This is a genomic window from Bradyrhizobium sp. WBOS07 (assembly GCF_024585165.1).
In the GTDB taxonomy this organism is placed as follows: Bacteria; Pseudomonadota; Alphaproteobacteria; order Rhizobiales; family Xanthobacteraceae; genus Bradyrhizobium; species Bradyrhizobium japonicum_B.
On record NZ_CP029008.1, the window covers coordinates 1,188,704 to 1,205,527 of the forward strand.

Genomic DNA, 16,824 nt, shown 5'->3' on the forward strand with positions numbered 1-16,824 from the left:
ACCGCGAAGGCGCGGCGTACTGGATGCCCCGCTTTCGCGGGGCATGACAACATCAGTGATCACACATCCATCCGGCTGAACACCAGCGTGGCGTTGGTGCCGCCGAAGCCGAAGGAGTTCGACAGCACGGTGCCGATCTTGACGTTGTCGATGCGCTTGCGCACGATCGGCATGTCGGCAAACACCGGATCGAGCTCCTGGATGTGGGCACTCTCGCAGATGAAGCCGTTGTTCATCATCAGCAGCGAGTAGATCGCCTCCTGCACGCCGGTGGCGCCCAGCGAGTGGCCGGTCAGCGCCTTGGTCGCCGAGATCGGCGGGCACTTCTCACCGCTGCCGAACACCCGACGAAGCGCGTCGATCTCCGGAGGATCGCCGGCCGGCGTCGAGGTCGCATGCGGATTGATGTAGTCGACCTTGGTCTTCACCGTCGACATCGCCATGCGCATGCAGCGCTCGGCACCTTCGCCCGACGGCGCGACCATGTCGTAACCGTCCGAGGTCGCGCCGTAGCCGACGATCTCGCCGTAGATGCGGGCGCCGCGCGCCTTGGCATGCTCGAGCTCTTCCAGCACCAGCACGCCGGCACCGCCGGCGATGACGAAGCCGTCGCGGTTGACGTCGTAGGGACGCGAGGCCGTGGCGGGCGTGTCGTTGTACTTCGAGGACATCGCGCCCATGGCGTCGAACAGCACCGACAGCGACCAGTCCAGCTCCTCGCAGCCGCCGGCGAAGATGACGTCCTGCTTGCCGATCTGGATCGTCTCATAGGCATTGCCGACGCAATGATTCGACGTCGCGCAGGCTGAGGAGATCGAGTAGTTCACGCCCTTGATCTTGAACCAGGTCGCAAGCGTCGCGGACGCCGTGGACGACATCGCCTTCGGCACTGCAAACGGTCCGACGCGCTTCGGTCCCTTGGTGCGGGTGATGTCGGCGGCCTCGACGATGGTGCGGGCGGACGGGCCGCCGGAGCCCATGATGATGCCGGTGCGGATGTTGGAGACCTCGTCCGGCGACAGACCGGAATCCTGAATCGCCTGCTCCATCGCAATGTGATTCCACGCCGCGCCCTGACCGAGGAAACGCATGGCGCGGCGGTCGACCACCGTCGCAGGATCGAGCGTCGGTGCGCCCTGCACCTGCGAACGGAAGCCGAGCTCGGCATATTTCTCAGCCCGAGAAATGCCCGACTTCGCCTCGTGAAGGCTCGCAAGCACTTCCTGGGTGTTGTTTCCGATCGACGAGACGATGCCCATCCCGGTGACCACAACCCGCCTCATGACAGCCTCGCCCTGCTCGTTGTCTTCTCGTTCTCTTCGTGGTGATGCGCGTTAGCCCAGGCTCGTGCCCTGCTTGAACAGGCCGACCTTCAGGTCCTTGGCGCGATAAATAATCTGATCATCGACCGAAAGCCACCCGTCGGCGATACCGAGCACCAGCTTTGCGCGCATCACGCGCTTGATGTCGACCTGATACACGACCTTGCGCGCCTCCGGCAGCACCTGGCCGCTGAACTTGAGTTCGTTCAGGCCGAGCGCGCGACCGCGGCCTTCGCCCCCGATCCAGCCCAGATAGAAGCCGACCATTTGCCAGAGCGCGTCGAGGCCGAGGCAGCCGGGCATCACCGGATCGTTCTTGAAATGGCAGCCGAAGAACCAGAGATCGGGCTTCACGTCCAATTCGGCGCGCACCAGACCCTTGCCGAACTCGCCGCCGTTGTCGTTGATCTCGGTGATGCGGTCGAACATCAGCATCGGCGGCAACGGCAGCTGGGCATTGCCTGGGCCGAACATCTCGCCGCGGGCACAGGCCAGCAGATCTTCGTATTCGTAACCGTTGCGCCTGTTCAGCATGCACGAGCCTCTGTTTGAATTCCGATAGCGGCGTTTTGGCGAAATGGGCCCCGTCGGTCGGAGAGCAACGCCAATTGCCACCGTCAGGCGCGGCTCCCGCATGCCCCGGATGGATTGTCGACCGAGCCCCCACGCCCGGCCGCGCCAAAATCGGCTAAGCGGAACCGCGCGCTCTCTAACACAGGCCCATCGGGTGGCAAAGTGCATCCATGAAGGTAAAATGACGCGATCCCGGACCGGTTCCAAGACTGACTAGCCTTCAAGACTGATTAGACCTTCAAGCCTGATTAGAACCTCTCTAGTTGCGAGAAACTTGCATCTGCATCTTTCTGTTCTTATATTGCAGAGAGATATTGTTCACGCGTGCCTGAAATCTGGAAATGACCGAGAACACCTCGTCCCATCACGACGACGACGTCCACGCCGCAGCCCTCTTGTCCGGCCGTCAGCCGGCCTTGACCGGCTGCCCCTGGCACGACGTCAATGAAATGCTCCAGTCTGCCGGGCTCCGTCCGACGCGCCAGCGGATGGCGCTGGGTTGGCTGCTGTTCGGCAAGGGTGCACGCCATCTGACGGCTGAAATGCTTTACGAGGAAGCGACGCTGGCCAAGGTTCCGGTGTCGTTGGCAACCGTCTACAACACGCTGAACCAGCTCACCGATGCCGGCCTGCTCCGCCAGGTCAGCGTCGACGGCACCAAGACCTATTTCGACACCAACGTCACCACCCATCACCATTATTACCTTGAGAACAGCCATGAGCTGGTCGACATCGAGGATCCGCATCTGGCGCTGTCCAAGATGCCGGAGGTGCCGGAGGGTTACGAGATCGCCCGCATCGACATGGTCGTGCGTCTGCGCAAGAAGCGCTGAACTCGTCCTAAGACCGAACTGAGATCGTCATGGCCGGGCTCGTCCCGGCCATCCACGTTTTTGGACCAGGCGTGAAGGGCGTGGATGCCCGGGACAAGCCCGGGCATGACGTTGGAGCAACACTTCGCTCTGTTGGGTCAGTTGAGCTGCTCATCCGAATAGACGCCCCAGAGGCGCTCTTGCTGGATCCAGCCGTCGAAGCCGTTGCCGGTGACGCGGCACCAGTTTGCGGCGCACTTTTTCACCTGCGTGACGACGCCCGCCTGGAGCCTTGCTGCAACCGCACTGTCGGGATCGGCCCGATCGTAGATCGGGGCGAGCTCGTCCTTGTGCTTCATGGTGACCACCGCGGTACGGCGGCCCGAGAGCAGCGAGTGGTAGACCCAGCCTTCGGCGCCCTCGGAATCGCGCACCCGGCGCCAATTCTCGAACTCGGCGGTAATTTCGACCGGCAGGCCGGCGCGGGTATAGACCCAGGCCACGTCATTGTCCTTGGTCGGGCCGGCGCGAACATTGACGTGATCCGACTTGAGGCTGACGTAACGCGGCACCGGCAGGCCGCTGGAGGTCTGCGGGGTATCCTTGGCCGAATGCGAGGGACCGACCGAGGCGCTCCACCAGGTGCAGACAAGCGCCATCACCGAACAAACACGCCTCAACGCCATCAACCCGTCTCCTGTCGAGGACCCGGCCTTGCCGGACCTCACCCCGAAATTCCAAATCCTGCCGCGTCGATCCCGACCCGCCCCACGCGGGTGTTCCCCAGGCCTGGCCCGTGGTTCTTGTCTTGGCCCGGCCTTCTGCTAGAGAGGACGGGCACTTGAACAACCAGTTTGCCCCGATTTCCGGCCGGAAATCTCGGGAGAGCTTGAAGGAAACGCCGGGGACGGACACGGCAAGGGCAGTGTCGAACAACCGGGTTAATGAGACCTCAACGGCCTGCCTTTGGCGACAGAGGCGGCCTGCGACGCCTCATGAGAGCAGGACATGTCGGTGAAGAAGAAGCCCCTCGTCGTGGTGACGCGCAAGCTGCCGGATTCGATCGAGACGCGGATGCGCGAATTGTTCGACGCGCGGATCAATCTCGAGGACACACCGATGTCCACCGAGCAGCTTGCCGAAGCCGCGCGCACCGCCGACGTGCTGGTTCCCACGGTCACCGACCATGTCAGCGCCGACATCGTCAACCAGCCCGACTGCAAGCTGCGGCTGATCGCCAATTTCGGCAACGGCGTCGACAATATCGACGTCGCGGCCGCGCACGCCCGCGGCATCACCGTCACCAACACGCCGAAGGTCCTGACCGAGGACACCGCCGATATGACCATGGCGCTGATCCTCGCCGTGCCCAGGCGGATGATCGAAGGCGCCTCGATCCTGACCGAAGGCAAACCCTGGGCGGGCTGGTCGCCGACCTGGATGCTCGGCCACCGCATCGGGGGAAAACGCCTCGGCATCATCGGCATGGGCCGCATCGGCCAGGCGGTCGCGCGCCGCGCCCGCGCCTTCGGCCTGCAGATCCACTATCACAACCGCCGTCCCGTCGCGCCTGTCATCGCCGAGGAGCTTGGCGCGACCTATTGGGAAAGCCTCGACCAGATGCTCGCGCGGATGGACATCATCTCGGTGAACTGCCCGCACACGCCGGCGACCTATCATCTGCTCTCGGCGCGGCGGCTGAAGCTGATCCGGAAGGACGCCTATATCGTCAACACCGCGCGCGGCGAGGTCACCGACGAGGACACGCTGATCAAGCTGATCGAAGGCGGCGAGATCGCCGGCGCCGGCCTCGACGTCTACGAGCACGAGCCCGCGGTCAACCCCAAGCTGGTGCGGCTGGCCAAAGCCGGCAAGGTGACGCTGCTGCCGCATATGGGCTCGGCCACGATCGAAGGCCGCGTCGAGATGGGCGAGAAGGTGATCATCAACATCCGCACCTTCCTCGACGCCCACAAGCCGCCGGACCGCGTGCTGCCGAGCATGCTCTGAAGTCGATCAGGTGCGGTGGGCGCTGAGATCGGCGACCACGGGCCCGTCGCCGTTGAGCGGATTGGCGGGATCGCGGCCGTAGCGCAGCGTCTCGAAGCGCATCGCGCGCGCATCGATCATCAGGAGGCGGCCGACGAGGCCCTCGCCGAAACCGACGATCTCGCGGATCGCCTCCAGCGCCATCATCGAGCCGAGCACACCGGCCAGCGCGCCCATCACGCCGGCTTCGGCGCAGGCCGGAACGGTGCCGGGCGGCGGCGCCTCCGGAAACAGGCAGCGATAGGTCGGGTTGAATTCGCCCTGCCCGTTCCGCTCATGCGCGCGAATGGTGGTGAGCGAGCCGTCGAAGGTGCCGAGCGCCGCCGTGATCAGCGGCCGCTTGGCAAAGAAGCAGGCGTCCGAGACCAGATAGCGCGTGGCGAAATTGTCGGAGCCGTCGAGCACGAGATCGTAGTCGCCGATCAGGTCGAGCGCATTGTCGGCATTGAGCCAGGTGGCGTGCCCGACGAAGCGGACATGCGGATTGAGCGCCGCGATCCGCTCGGCGGCGCTCTCGACCTTGTGCCGGCCGATATCGGGCGTGGTGTGAATCACCTGACGCTGCAGGTTCGACAGCGACACCACGTCGTCGTCGACCACGCCGAGCGTGCCCACGCCGGCAGCGGCCAGATACATCAGGGCCGGCGCGCCGAGGCCGCCAGCGCCGATCACCAGCACGGAGGACCGCTTCAGGGCGGCCTGACCCGGTCCGCCGACATCGCGCAGCACGATATGGCGGGCGTAGCGTTCGAGTTCGTCCGGGCCCAGCATCGTCTTTCGTCTCTCCTACCGAGCCATCGCTCTCTCCCTCATGGTGAGGAACGCGCGTCTCGAACCATGCAGGTCGGGATCTCGCCTGCGGCCATCCTTCGAGACGCGGCCTTCGGCCGCTCCCCAGGTTGAGGGTCTGAGTTCGCTGCCTCTGCGGCACCTGAACCAGCCCAACATTGTTCGCGACCAACGAGATGTGCTTCAATGGCATTGCGTTCAATGGGCTGGCTGGATTTGTCATGAGATCGATGCTTGCGGCAACCTTGATGTTTGCGGCTGCCACGGGCGCGCAGGCCCAGATGACGACATCGCAGGTCCCCGGCACCAAGCCGAAGACGGTCCAGACCGTGCCGATCCAGCCTCCGGCGATGCAGACGCCGTCGGCGACGGCGGATGCCATGGCAAAAGCCGAGCGGCTGGCGCTGCAATCTGACCTCGCCTGGGTCGGCCAGTACAACGGCGCCATCACCGGCGACGTCAGCGAACGCATGGTCGCCGCCATCAAAGAATACCAGAAGGCCAAGGGCGGCAAGCCGACCGGCGTGCTCAATCCGCAGGAGCGCGCCGCGCTCGCCGAGACGGCACGAAAGAAGCAGGACAGCGTCGGCTGGAAGATCGTGACGGAGCCGACCAGCGGCGCCCGGCTCGGCATCCCCTCGAAGCTGGTGCCGCAGCAGGCCAGCGACGCCAACGGCTCGAAATGGACCTCGCCGACCGGCACGGTGCAGGTGCTGCTCAGCCGCCGCAAGGAGGCGAACCCGACCGCGACGAAACTCGCGGAGCTCGAGAAGGAGCCGTCGGGGCGCAAGGTCGATTACACCGTGGTGAAGCCCGACTTCTTCGTGCTGTCGGGCTTGCAGGGCCTGAAGAAGTTTTACGTCCGCGGCAGCTTCAAGGGCGACGAGGTCCGCACCATGACGATCCTCTACGACCAGGCCACCGAGAACATTGTCGAGCCAGTCGTGATCGCGATGTCGAGTGCTTTCAATGCATTCCCGTCAGGACCGCAGGCCGGGCCGCCGCCGCGCAAGACCGTCGAGTACGGCACCGGTATCGTCATCAGCGACGACGGTGCGATCGTTGCCGACCGCCTCCTCACCGACGGCTGCCTCGCGATCACGATCGCCGGCCATGGCAATGCCGACCGGCTCGCCGAGGACAAGGAGCACGATCTCGCGCTGCTGCGCATCTACGGCGCACGCGGCCTGAAGCCGCTCAGCCTGGCTGCCGGCGCGGCAGCGAAGACGAATGTCGATGTCGTCGGCATCGCCGATCCGCAGAGTCAGGGCGGCGCGACCGGCGTGTCGAGCCTCAAGGCTGCGCTGGCACCGGTGTCGCGCGGCAATTCCGCGCTGTCGCCACCGCCGGCGGTCGGCTTCTCCGGTGCTGCGGCGATCGATGGCGACGGCAAGTTCGCCGGCATCGCGCTGCTGAAGCCGGCCCTGGTGGCGGGACCTGCGACATCGGTGCCGGCCTCGCAGGCCGTGATGGTGTCCGCGGATGCGGTGCGCGATTTCTTGAAGGCGAACAATGTCGCAGCCAACGGCACCTCGACGGACGCCAAGGCCGCCGTCGTGCGCGTGATCTGCGTCAGGAAATAGAGCGAGAGATCATCATACTCTCTCGTATCCGATGCGGTGCGGCACCGGATGCGTTCCGCTTGACCACGCCTATGCAGAGTCTCACGTGGTATTTTGCGAAGTCCCGAGATTCTTGAGGGGCGCCGTCAGACGACATTTGAGCCCGGCCGAGCCGTAGGAAACATCGACGGAACCGCTAAAATCGTCTTTCAGCACGCGCGAAATGAGCCTGGAGCCGAAACCTGCGCCGACAGGCTCCGACACAAGCGGGCCGTCAATCTCCTCCCAGACAAAAATGAATTTTGACTCACCATCCTCAGTCTGGACCGTCCATGTGATGGATACACAGCCTGCCGCCACGGTCAGAGCGCCGTACTTCAAAGCGTTGGTCGCAAGCTCATGGAGCGCCAAGGACAGAGCAAGCGCTTGGCGAGACTTCACGACGAGTGGAGGACCCGACACCGTGAAGCGGCCCTCACCTGTCCGGTAGGGTGCTAGAGCCGTGCGGATCACATCGTGAAGCGGCGCGGCCGCCCAATTTGACGCGGTCAGCAGGTCCTGCGCGCGTCCAAAGGCGCCCAGCCGCGCCTGATACTTTTCGAGGCTCACTTTGCTCGTGGGATCGCGAAAGGTCTGCGCAGCGACCGCGCTCAACACTGCAAGCGTATTTTTGACGCGGTGCTTCAGCTCCTCGTTGATGAGGTTGAGCGCTTCCCTTGCCATATGCTCGGACGTGACATCCCTGCAGACGACAAGCACGCCGCCAACCTCGCCTTCAAGGTCGATGGGGCCAAAGCTATACGTCCACCAAACGTCCTCGCGACGCCCGTGACGCGTGACCGGCACCAATTGGTCCTCATTCCAGGTCGCCCCCTTGCCGGACATAACGTACTCGATCTGAGGACCAATGATGTCCCAGATCTCAGCCCAGCACTCGCGACCGCGGCTTCCCAAAGCACTTGGGTGCCTTTCCGGCCCCATCGTCTCCCGGTATGCATCGTTGTAGAACTGGATGAGCTCCGGCCCCCACCAGATGAACATGGGGTGCCGCGAGGTCAGAACGAGCCGCACCGTAACCCTAAGACTTTGGGGCCAGCTTTCTGGAGCGCCCAGGGATGTGCTCGACCAGTCAAACGCTCGCGTCAAAGCGCCCAACTCGCCTCCGCCAGCCAAGAAGTCGCCGTCGATATCCCTGCCCATACGCACAGCCTTACTGAGACGTTGACAGACGCGCCTGCCGCCAGCCAGCCCCAGCATATACTGCCAGGCTCATGCCGTCATCCGCAGGGGATCGGGTCCGAGGTGACGTCGATGTGCACCGGCAAAGGCCATTGTTCGAATAATGCCGCGGCAGTCCGAGAACTGCCAAACGCTGAACGGCGATGGCGTCCGCGGGGGATTGGACAACTTCAGTGGCCTCGACGGGCGCGCGAACCGGTCTTGTAATTTCCCGGTTAGCCCAACCTGAATCTGATGCCACTCCGCGCGAGACCACCCGATATCCCGACTGGCGTGCCGTCAGCACGCCAGCAGGCGGCCCCGGTCATGGTGCCGTCGTCGTCGAAAGCGATGCCGTTCATGCCGCCTGCGACCGTCGCAACGGGCTGCACCGCGTGTCCAAGGCTTTCGAGCTTGGTGCGCACGCTCTGCGGCACCGTCTGCTCGACCTCGAGCGCGTTGCCCTCGGTCCAGACCCTGGGCGCCTCGACGGCCTCCTGCAGGCTCATGCCGTGGTCGATCAGATTGACCAGGGCCTGCATCGCACTCGGAAAAATGCGCTTGCCGCCGGGCAATCCGAGCGCATAGCGCAGCCTGCCACCCTTCAAAGCCATCATCGGCGACATCGAGGTGGTGACACGCTTGCCCGGTGCCAGCGAGAGCGCGTGGCCCGGTCGCGGATCGAACAGGTTCATGTAGTTGTTGGCAATGGCCCCTAAGCTCGGGATCATGATCTTGGCGCCGAACAGATTGTTGATGGTCTGCGTCGTCGCGACCACGTTTCCGAAAGCGTCCACCGCCGTCATGTGCGTGGTGTGGGCACCTTCGAGCTGCGACACGCCGGCGCCCCAATTCTGCGCCCGCACGGAGTCGATGGCGCGCCGGCGCTCTTCGGCATAGGCTTTGGAGGTCAGTTTCTCCACGGGGACGCCGACATAATCAGGATCGCCGCTGGCCGCAGCGCGGTCGGCAAAAGCGATCTTCATCACCTCGGCGAGATAGTGGATCGTCTCTGACGTGCCGAAGCCGAGGGCGCCGATGTCATAGCCCTCCAGGATGTTGAGCATCTGCGCAATGTGCACGCCGGACGCGGCGGGCGGCGGAGGACCAAGGATGGTCCAGCCGCGATAATCGGCGCGGATCGGCTGCCGCTCGACGGTCTTGTAAGCCGTGAGGTCATTGCGGCGGATGAAGCCGCCGTTCTTCTCCATGTAGTCGACGAGGATATCGCCGAGCGGCCCTTCGTAGAGAGCTTTTTCGCCATGATCGGCGATATAGCGCAAGGTCTCGGCATATTCGGCCTGCACCACGCGCTCGCCGACCTTCAGCGGCTCGCCATCGGGCAGATAGATCGCCGCGATCGGCTTGTCCTTGCGCATCTCGACGGCGCTCTCGCTGATGCATTCATGCAAGTAGGGCGTCGCCGCATAGCCGCGGGCCGCATATTTGATCGCGGGCTGCATCACGTCGGCGAGGCTCATGGTGCCAAACCGATGCAGGGTCTCGCACCAGGCCTTGAGCGAGCCCGGCACCGCGACGGCCTTCGGGCCGTTGAGGTTCTCGTCGCCGACGGTGTCGAACACGTCATGCGCCGAGCCGGGCTTCGACGTGTAGGCGGTGTCGCGAACGGCCGAGGGCACGGTGCTCTGGCCGTCGATGAAGCGGTGGCTACCGTCGGCCAGCCGGATATGTGTCATGCCGCCGCCGATGATGCCCACCATCATCGGCTCGACCACGGTCAGCGTGAACAGGGTCGCGATCGCGGCATCGATGGCATTGCCGCCGGCGGCCAGCATCTCCGCGCCGGCGCTGGAGGCCAAGGGATGGTTGCTGACCACCATGCCGCGGCTCGAGACCGTCGGCATCTTCTGGCAGTCAAAGGTGGTTGTGGTCCGGTCGCGCCAGTTGCCTCTCATCGCCTGCCCTTTCCATCACGGCAGCGAGCACATCACACGTACGACTACTGGTCCAGTAATGGTACGGATTAGCTGGCATTCCCTATTTCGCCATCATCGTTACTGCTGATTCGGACCTCCGCGATCCCCCTTTGGATCGGGCCGGCACGTCCTGAGCGAGAAGAGCTCAGCATCGAGATCGATGCACGTTCGCGTGGCGTATTCCTGACCCAAGCACTCCAAAGGATTGATCTCACATGCACACGATCGTACTGGCTACCCAAAAGGGTGGCAGCGGCAAGAGTACGCTTGCCATCGGCCTCGCGCTCGCAGCCAAGCAGGCCCGCTTCACCGTCCGCCTGATCGAGACCGACCCGCAGGGCACCCTGTCCAACTGGCAGCGCCGCCGCAGCGCCGATGATCTCGTCGTCGAGCCGATCTACCATGCCGCCGACATCGCGCCGCGCCTGAAGATGCTGGCTGACAGCGGCCTGCAGCTCGCGATCGTCGACACCGCCGCCGGCCTGTCCGCCGCCACCACCGCTGCGATCCGCCATTCCAATCTCTGCCTGATCCCGGCCCGTCCGAGCGTCGCCGACATCGAGGCGACGGTCTCGACGCTCAGCGTCGCGCGTGCCTGGAAGCGGCCCTACAGCTTCGTGCTGAACCAGACGCCGATCCGCGGCCAGCGCATCGACAACGCCGCGGGCGCGCTCGCCGAGGAAGCGTCGCTCGATCTCGCTGAGGTGCTCGCGCGCCCGCTGATCGCGATGCGCAATGATCACCAGGACGCGCTCGCCAGCGGCCTTGCCGTGAGCGAGTTCGCGCCGGGCGGCAAGTCTGCGGACGAGATCCGCGGCCTCTGGCGCTGGATCGCGGCCCGGCTCGAGCTCGAAGCCACGACCAATGCCCTGATCGAGCAGGTGATGTCGGCCGCGGACGACATGCTGCATGTCGCCGCCGATCTTGCGGCGGACGAGACCACGACACTGGCGTCCTGAGCGGGGCATCGCTCGGACGACAGCTGGCCCTTCACCATCCGGAAGGGCCCCAGCGACGAAGCAATCCGGTCACCAGCCCGGCCGGATTGCTTCGCTTCGCGTTTTTGGGAAGACGTCTTCGTGCCCGATCATCACCTCTGACATTTCGGACACCAGAAGGTCGACCGGCCGTTCTGGGTGAAGCGCTTGATGGTGCCGCCGCAGCCCGGCGTCGTGCATGTCTCGCCCTCGCGGTCGTAAACCCTGAACGAATGCTGGAAATAGCCGAGCTCGCCGGAGGTCTGGCGATGATCGCGCAGTGACGAGCCGCCGGCCTTGATGGCGTCGTTCAGCACGGTGTGGATCGCGCCGACCAGTCGCTTCGCATGATCGGTCGGCTCGCCTCCGCCGATGCCCTTGCGGCCCTTGGTCGCGAGCGTCGCGGCGATCCGGCGCGGCGACAGATGCGAACGATGCAGTGCCTCGCAAACATAGATGTTGCCGAGCCCGGCCACCACGCGCTGGTCGAGCAATGCCGCCTTCAGGCTGGTGGTCTTGCCGGCGCAGGCGCGCGCCAGAATCGCGGCGTCGAATTCGTTGCCGAGCGGCTCCGGGCCGAGGCCGCGCAGCAGCGGCTCGTCTTCGAGCGCGCCACGCGCGATCACTTTCATGTAGCCGAAGCGGCGCGGATCGTTGAACACGATGTCGGCGCCGGAGGACATCCGAAACAGCACATGATCGTGCGCGGAGTCCTTGCCCCGCGGATAGTGAAATTCGCCAGGCACGGCACCGTTGTCCGGCTTGATGACACGGAACGAGCCCGACATGCCCAGATGCATCAGGAGCACATCGCCCGAGGCAAGGTCCGCCATGAGATATTTTGCCCGGCGGCCGAGCCCCGTGACGACTTGCCCCTGCAGCCGGGCCACGAAATCCGGCTGGAACGGAAAGCGCAGGTCCGGCCGGCGAGCCTCCGCCTTGAGGATCTTCGCGCCCTCCATGACGGGCTGAAGGCCGCGGCGGACGGTCTCGACTTCGGGCAATTCAGGCATGGTCAGGCATTCACCTTATGAGGGCGGTGTGATAGCGCCATTGCGGCGGGCGCGCTATGGTCCGCCCTGTGGAGTAGAGTAATGGATCGGCCGGGCGAAACCACGCATTTTGGCTTCAAGGATGTCCCGCTCGGGGACAAGCAGACGCTGGTGAACGACGTGTTTCACAGCGTGGCGTCGCGCTATGATCTGATGAACGACCTGATGTCCGGCGGCCTGCACCGGGTCTGGAAGGACATCATGATCACCGCGCTCGACCCGCCGAGAAGCGACCGGCCGTTCGCATTGCTGGACGTTGCCGGCGGCACCGGGGACATCGCGTTCCGCGCCGCCAAGGCGGCCGGCACCGGCTTCCATGCCACCGTCTGCGACATCAACGCGGACATGCTCGCCGTCGGCCGCGAGCGCGCCGTCAAGCGGAATCTCGACACCCGGGTGGATTTCGTCGAGGGCAATGCCGAGGCGCTTGGCTTCGCCGATCGCAGCTTCGACGCCTATACGATCGCTTTCGGCATTCGCAACGTGCCGCGGATCGACCTGGCGCTGCGTGAGGCCTATCGCGTGCTCAAGCCCGGCAGCCGCTTCCTGTGCCTGGAATTCTCCACCGTCGAGATGCCCGGGCTCGATCGTCTTTATGACCTGTTCTCGTTCAAGGTCATCCCGCCGCTCGGCCGCATGGTCACGGGCGATGCCGAATCCTACCAATATCTCGTCGAATCGATCCGCAAGTTTCCCAAGCCTGCCGCCTTCGCCGACATGATCCGCGACGCCGGCTTTGCCCGCGTCGGCTGGCAGACACTCTCCGGCGGCATCGTCGCACTGCATTCGGGCTGGCGTTTGTGATCTCTGCCTTCACCCACATTTCGCGCCTGATCCGCGCCGCGTTCGTGTTCGCGCGCGAGGGCGTGTTCGGTTCGGTCGATCCGAGCCTGGTGCCGCCGCCGGGACAGCTCGCGCTGAAGCTGGCCCGCCTCGTCGAGCGCCGCGGCGCCAAGCACGGCCCGCGAATCTCGCGTGCGCTGACGCGGATGGGCCCGGCCTATCTCAAGCTCGGGCAATTCCTGGCCACGCGCCCCGACGTCGTCGGCGTCATGATGGCCCGCGACCTCGAAAGCCTGCAGGATCGCCTGCCGCCGTTTCCGCAGGACGAAGCCGAGGCCGCCATCGCGACGTCGCTGGAGCGGCCGCTGAAGGACATCTTCACGACATTCGGCCCGCCGGTTGCGGCGGCCTCGATCGCGCAGGTGCATCGCGGCGAAGTCCTGCAAGACGGGATCCGCAAGTCGGTCGCCGTCAAGGTGCTTCGACCAAACGTCGCCGCGCGCTTCCGCCGCGATCTCTCCGACTTCTTCTTCGTCGCACACAAGGCCGAGACCTACTCGGCGGAAGCGCGGCGGCTGCGCCTCATCGAGGTCATCAACACCATGTCGCGCTCGGTCGCCATGGAGATGGACCTGCGGCTGGAGGCGGCCGCGCTGTCGGAGATGGCGGAGAACACGCGCGACGATCCCGACTTCCGCGTGCCGACCGTCGACTGGGACCGCACCACGCACAACGTGTTGACGATGGAGTGGATCGACGGCATCGCGCTGAACGATCACAAGCGGCTGGAAGAGGCGCGCGTCGACCTGCCCGATCTCGGCCGCAAGGTGATCCAGAGCTTCCTGCGCCATGCGCTGCGCGACGGCTTCTTCCACGCCGACATGCATCCGGGCAATCTGTTCCTCGATGACGCCGGCCGTCTGGTCGCGGTCGATTTCGGCATCATGGGCCGGCTCGGCATGAAGGAGCGGCGCTTCCTCGCCGAAATCCTGCTCGGCTTCATCACCCGCGATTATCGCCGCGTCGCCGAGGTGCACTTCGAGGCGGGCTACGTGCCCGCGCATCACTCGGTCGAGAATTTCGCGCAGGCCATCCGTGCCATCGGCGAGCCGATCCACAACCGCACGGCGGAAGAGATCTCGATGGCGCGGCTGCTGGCGCTGCTGCTCGAGGTCACCGGCCTGTTCGACATGAGAACGCGGCCCGAGCTGATCCTGCTCCAGAAGACCATGGTCGTGGTTGAAGGCGTGGCGCGCGGCTTCGATCCCAAGCTCGACATCTGGAAGGTCGCCGATCCCGTCGTGCGCGAATGGATCGAGCGCAATCTCGGACCCGTCGGTCGGGTGCAGGGTGCGCTTGCCGGGACCGGAGACCTGGCGCGCGTGCTGATGCGCCTGCCTGAGATCGCCGAGCGGTCGGTGAAGGTGCTCGAGCAGCTCGAAGCCATGACGCGGGACGGCATCAGGCTGTCGCCGGAGAGCATCGCCGCGATGGGCCGTAGCGAGGGCCGCAAGAACCGTTGGCGCACCGTGGCGCTCTGGATCATCGCCGCGACCTTCATTGGAATCCTGATCGCCGTCCGGAATCTGTGATTGCATTGCAATCACTTGAATGATAGCATCGCTATCATTTCGTGCTGGAGGGCGCCGTGGCAAGCCTGACCATCCGCAAGCTCGACGACACCGTCAAAACCTATTTGCGGCTGCGCTCGGCCAAGAACCGCAGATCGGTCGAGGAGGAGGTCCGGGTCATCCTGCGGGAGCTGATCGAGGGCCGCGAGGAGCCGCTGACGCCGTTTTCGGCGCCGCCGGCCGCATCCGCCGCCCCGACGCCGCAGCGCACCGGCGCCGTTCCCGAAGCCAGCGTCACCCTGATCATCGGCGGCGGCATCGCCGCCTACAAGTCACTCGACCTGATCCGCCGGCTGAAGGAGCGCCGCATCGAGGTGCGCTGCGTGCTGACCAAGGCGGCACAGCAATTCGTCACGCCGCTGGCGGTGAGCGCGCTATCGCATGAGCGTGTCTATACCGACCTGTTCGACCCGCAGAGCGAGTTCGACGCCGGGCACATTCGCCTCGCGCGCGACTGCGACCTGATCGTGGTGGCACCGGCCACCGCCGACCTGATGGCGAAGATGGCCAATGGCCATGCCGACGATCTCGCCAGCGCCATCCTGCTCGCGACCAACCGCAAGGTGCTGCTGGCACCGGCGATGAATCCGCTGATGTGGAGCAATGCGGCCACGCGCCGCAATGTCACGCAGCTTCAGCGCGACGGCGTGGTGCTGTGTGGGCCCAATTCCGGCGAGATGGCGGAGGCGGGCGAGGCCGGCATCGGCCGGATGTCCGAGGCGATCGAGATCGCCAATGCCGCTGAACGGCTGCTGCGTCCGCCGGTGCCAAAGCCGCTCGCCGGCAAGCGCGTGCTGATCACCGCAGGCCCCACGCACGAGCCGATCGATCCGGTGCGCTACATCGCCAACCGCTCCTCGGGAAAACAGGGCTTTGCCATTGCCGCGGCCGCGCAGGCCGCCGGCGCCGAGGTGATCCTGGTGAGCGGCCCGGTCGATCTCGACGATCCCGCTGGCGTCACCGTCAAGCATGTCGAATCGGCGCGGGAGATGCTGGAGCAGGTGCAGGCCGCGTTGCCCGCCGACATCGCGATCTTCGCCGCCGCTGTCGCCGATTGGCGTGTCGCCAACGAGGGCGAGCAGAAGCTGAAGAAGACTTCCGCCGGCATGCCGCCGCTGCAGCTGGTCGAGAACCCCGACATCCTCGCCACGATCTCCAAGCTGACCGACAAGCGCCCGCCGCTGGTGATCGGCTTTGCCGCCGAGACCGAGCACCTCATCGACAACGCCAAAGCCAAATTCGCGCGCAAGGGCTGCGACTGGATCGTCGCCAACGACGTCTCTCCCACGACCGGCGTCATGGGCGGCGATCGCAACACGGTCCACCTGCTCAGCCGCAAGAACGGTGCGAAGGACGGCGAGATTACGGTTGATTCCTGGCCGGTGATGACCAAGGAACAGGTCGCCATCGAGCTGGTCGCGCATATCGCGAAAAGCGTGACCAAATCCCGGGAGCCGGCATCTTGAGCACTGAGATCACCGTCGAACTGCAGCAGCTGGCCCATGCCGAAGGCCTGCCGCTGCCGGCCTATCAGACCGCGGAAGCCGCCGGGCTCGATTTAATGGCGGCGGTGGCGGACGGCGCGCCCCTGACGCTCGCGCCGGGCCAATACGCGCTGGTGCCGACCGGGCTTGCGATCGCCTTGCCGCCCGCGCACGAGGCGCAGGTGCGGCCGCGCTCGGGACTGGCCGCCAAGCACGGCGTCACCGTGCTGAACTCGCCGGGCACGATCGACGCCGACTATCGCGGCGAGATCAAGGTGATCCTGATCAATCACGGCGCGGCACCGTTTGTGATCAAGCGCGGCGAGCGCATCGCCCAGCTGGTGATCGCGCCCGTGGTGCAGGCCGCGCTGGTTCCGGTCGCCACCTTGTCGGCCACCGATCGCGGCACCGGCGGCTTCGGCTCGACCGGGCGCTAGCGCGCGGCGATCCCAACCGAATCATCCGCAGAATCACGTGAGGCCGGAACACGCGCCCGGCATTTTTTCGGGACCGCTTTTACGTTCACGATCTGGACTCTTACCGGCGGAGTCACGGTGGGGGTATTGTCTTTTGATTCGCGCGCGACGGGGGTCGCCGCGCGCAAATTCGTGCGGTCTTGAACTCCGCGGTCTTGG

Annotated in this window: 15 protein-coding genes; 8 read left to right on the forward strand and 7 right to left on the reverse strand. The window is 65.3% G+C overall.

The window, feature by feature from the left end; translation table 11 throughout:
* Window positions 1-59 precede the first annotated feature (59 nt).
* Both fabB and fabA read right to left on the reverse strand, forming a co-directional pair.
* A complete protein-coding gene (fabB, locus tag DCM79_RS05560) occupies window positions 60-1,283 on the reverse strand; it encodes a beta-ketoacyl-ACP synthase I (RefSeq protein ID WP_028133633.1) in 1,224 nt (407 codons plus the stop codon).
* Between the two features lie 51 nt (window positions 1,284-1,334).
* Entirely contained in the window at window positions 1,335-1,856 is a 522-nt protein-coding gene (fabA, locus tag DCM79_RS05565) for a 3-hydroxyacyl-[acyl-carrier-protein] dehydratase FabA (protein ID WP_257179004.1), read from the reverse strand.
* Window positions 1,857-2,236: 380 nt separating this feature from the next.
* On the opposite strand from fabA, the gene irrA reads away from it, so the two are divergent.
* Window positions 2,237-2,728, forward strand: coding sequence for an iron response transcriptional regulator IrrA (irrA, locus tag DCM79_RS05570; protein ID WP_257179005.1), 492 nt, complete (start codon window positions 2,237-2,239; stop codon window positions 2,726-2,728).
* Window positions 2,729-2,865: 137 nt separating this feature from the next.
* On the opposite strand, the gene DCM79_RS05575 is transcribed toward irrA, so the two are convergent.
* Window positions 2,866-3,393, reverse strand: a complete 528-nt coding sequence (locus DCM79_RS05575) for an SH3 domain-containing protein (RefSeq protein WP_257179006.1) — start codon at window positions 3,391-3,393, stop codon at window positions 2,866-2,868.
* Between the two features lie 322 nt (window positions 3,394-3,715).
* Here DCM79_RS05575 and DCM79_RS05580 point away from each other — a divergent pair, with 322 nt between their 5' ends.
* Window positions 3,716-4,717, forward strand: coding sequence for a D-glycerate dehydrogenase (locus tag DCM79_RS05580; protein ID WP_028133629.1), 1,002 nt, complete (start codon window positions 3,716-3,718; stop codon window positions 4,715-4,717).
* Between the two features lie 6 nt (window positions 4,718-4,723).
* On the opposite strand, the gene DCM79_RS05585 is transcribed toward DCM79_RS05580, so the two are convergent.
* On the reverse strand, window positions 4,724-5,527 hold the full coding sequence (locus DCM79_RS05585; RefSeq protein ID WP_257179007.1) for a molybdopterin-synthase adenylyltransferase MoeB: 804 nt from the start codon (window positions 5,525-5,527) through the stop codon (window positions 4,724-4,726).
* Window positions 5,528-5,766: 239 nt separating this feature from the next.
* Between DCM79_RS05585 and DCM79_RS05590 the strand changes: the two genes are divergently transcribed.
* Window positions 5,767-7,128 (forward strand): serine protease, encoded by a 1,362-nt coding sequence (locus DCM79_RS05590; protein WP_257179008.1) that lies wholly within the window; start codon window positions 5,767-5,769, stop codon window positions 7,126-7,128.
* A gap of 81 nt (window positions 7,129-7,209) precedes the next feature.
* Here DCM79_RS05590 and DCM79_RS05595 read toward each other — a convergent pair whose 3' ends face one another.
* Window positions 7,210-8,307, reverse strand: coding sequence for a sensor histidine kinase (locus tag DCM79_RS05595; RefSeq protein WP_257179009.1), 1,098 nt, complete (start codon window positions 8,305-8,307; stop codon window positions 7,210-7,212).
* A 254-nt stretch (window positions 8,308-8,561) separates the two neighbouring features.
* Window positions 8,562-10,241, reverse strand: coding sequence for a gamma-glutamyltransferase (gene ggt, locus DCM79_RS05600; RefSeq protein ID WP_274069707.1), 1,680 nt, complete (start codon window positions 10,239-10,241; stop codon window positions 8,562-8,564).
* A gap of 236 nt (window positions 10,242-10,477) precedes the next feature.
* On the opposite strand from ggt, the gene DCM79_RS05605 reads away from it, so the two are divergent.
* Window positions 10,478-11,221: a ParA family protein gene (locus tag DCM79_RS05605; RefSeq protein WP_257179010.1), complete on the forward strand. Its 744-nt coding sequence runs from the start codon at window positions 10,478-10,480 to the stop codon at window positions 11,219-11,221.
* Between the two features lie 131 nt (window positions 11,222-11,352).
* Here the strand turns inward: DCM79_RS05605 and mutM are convergent, their stop codons facing one another.
* Window positions 11,353-12,252, reverse strand: a complete 900-nt coding sequence (mutM, locus tag DCM79_RS05610) for a bifunctional DNA-formamidopyrimidine glycosylase/DNA-(apurinic or apyrimidinic site) lyase (protein WP_257179011.1) — start codon at window positions 12,250-12,252, stop codon at window positions 11,353-11,355.
* 81 nt (window positions 12,253-12,333) lie between these two features.
* Here mutM and ubiE point away from each other — a divergent pair, with 81 nt between their 5' ends.
* The 4 genes from ubiE to dut are packed head-to-tail and all read left to right on the forward strand — an operon-like array spanning window position 12,334 to window position 16,626.
* Entirely contained in the window at window positions 12,334-13,095 is a 762-nt protein-coding gene (gene ubiE, locus DCM79_RS05615) for a bifunctional demethylmenaquinone methyltransferase/2-methoxy-6-polyprenyl-1,4-benzoquinol methylase UbiE (protein WP_257179012.1), read from the forward strand.
* Window positions 13,092-14,666 carry a 2-polyprenylphenol 6-hydroxylase gene (gene ubiB / locus DCM79_RS05620; RefSeq protein WP_257179013.1) on the forward strand — a complete coding sequence of 525 codons (1,575 nt, stop codon included), beginning with the start codon at window positions 13,092-13,094 and terminating at the stop codon, window positions 14,664-14,666. The genes ubiE and ubiB overlap by 4 nt, the downstream gene beginning before the upstream one ends.
* A 56-nt stretch (window positions 14,667-14,722) precedes the next feature.
* Window positions 14,723-16,171 carry a bifunctional phosphopantothenoylcysteine decarboxylase/phosphopantothenate--cysteine ligase CoaBC gene (gene coaBC / locus DCM79_RS05625; protein WP_257179014.1) on the forward strand — a complete coding sequence of 483 codons (1,449 nt, stop codon included), beginning with the start codon at window positions 14,723-14,725 and terminating at the stop codon, window positions 16,169-16,171.
* Window positions 16,168-16,626, forward strand: coding sequence for a dUTP diphosphatase (dut, locus tag DCM79_RS05630; protein WP_257179015.1), 459 nt, complete (start codon window positions 16,168-16,170; stop codon window positions 16,624-16,626). The genes coaBC and dut overlap by 4 nt, the downstream gene beginning before the upstream one ends.
* Window positions 16,627-16,824: the final 198 nt, after the last annotated feature.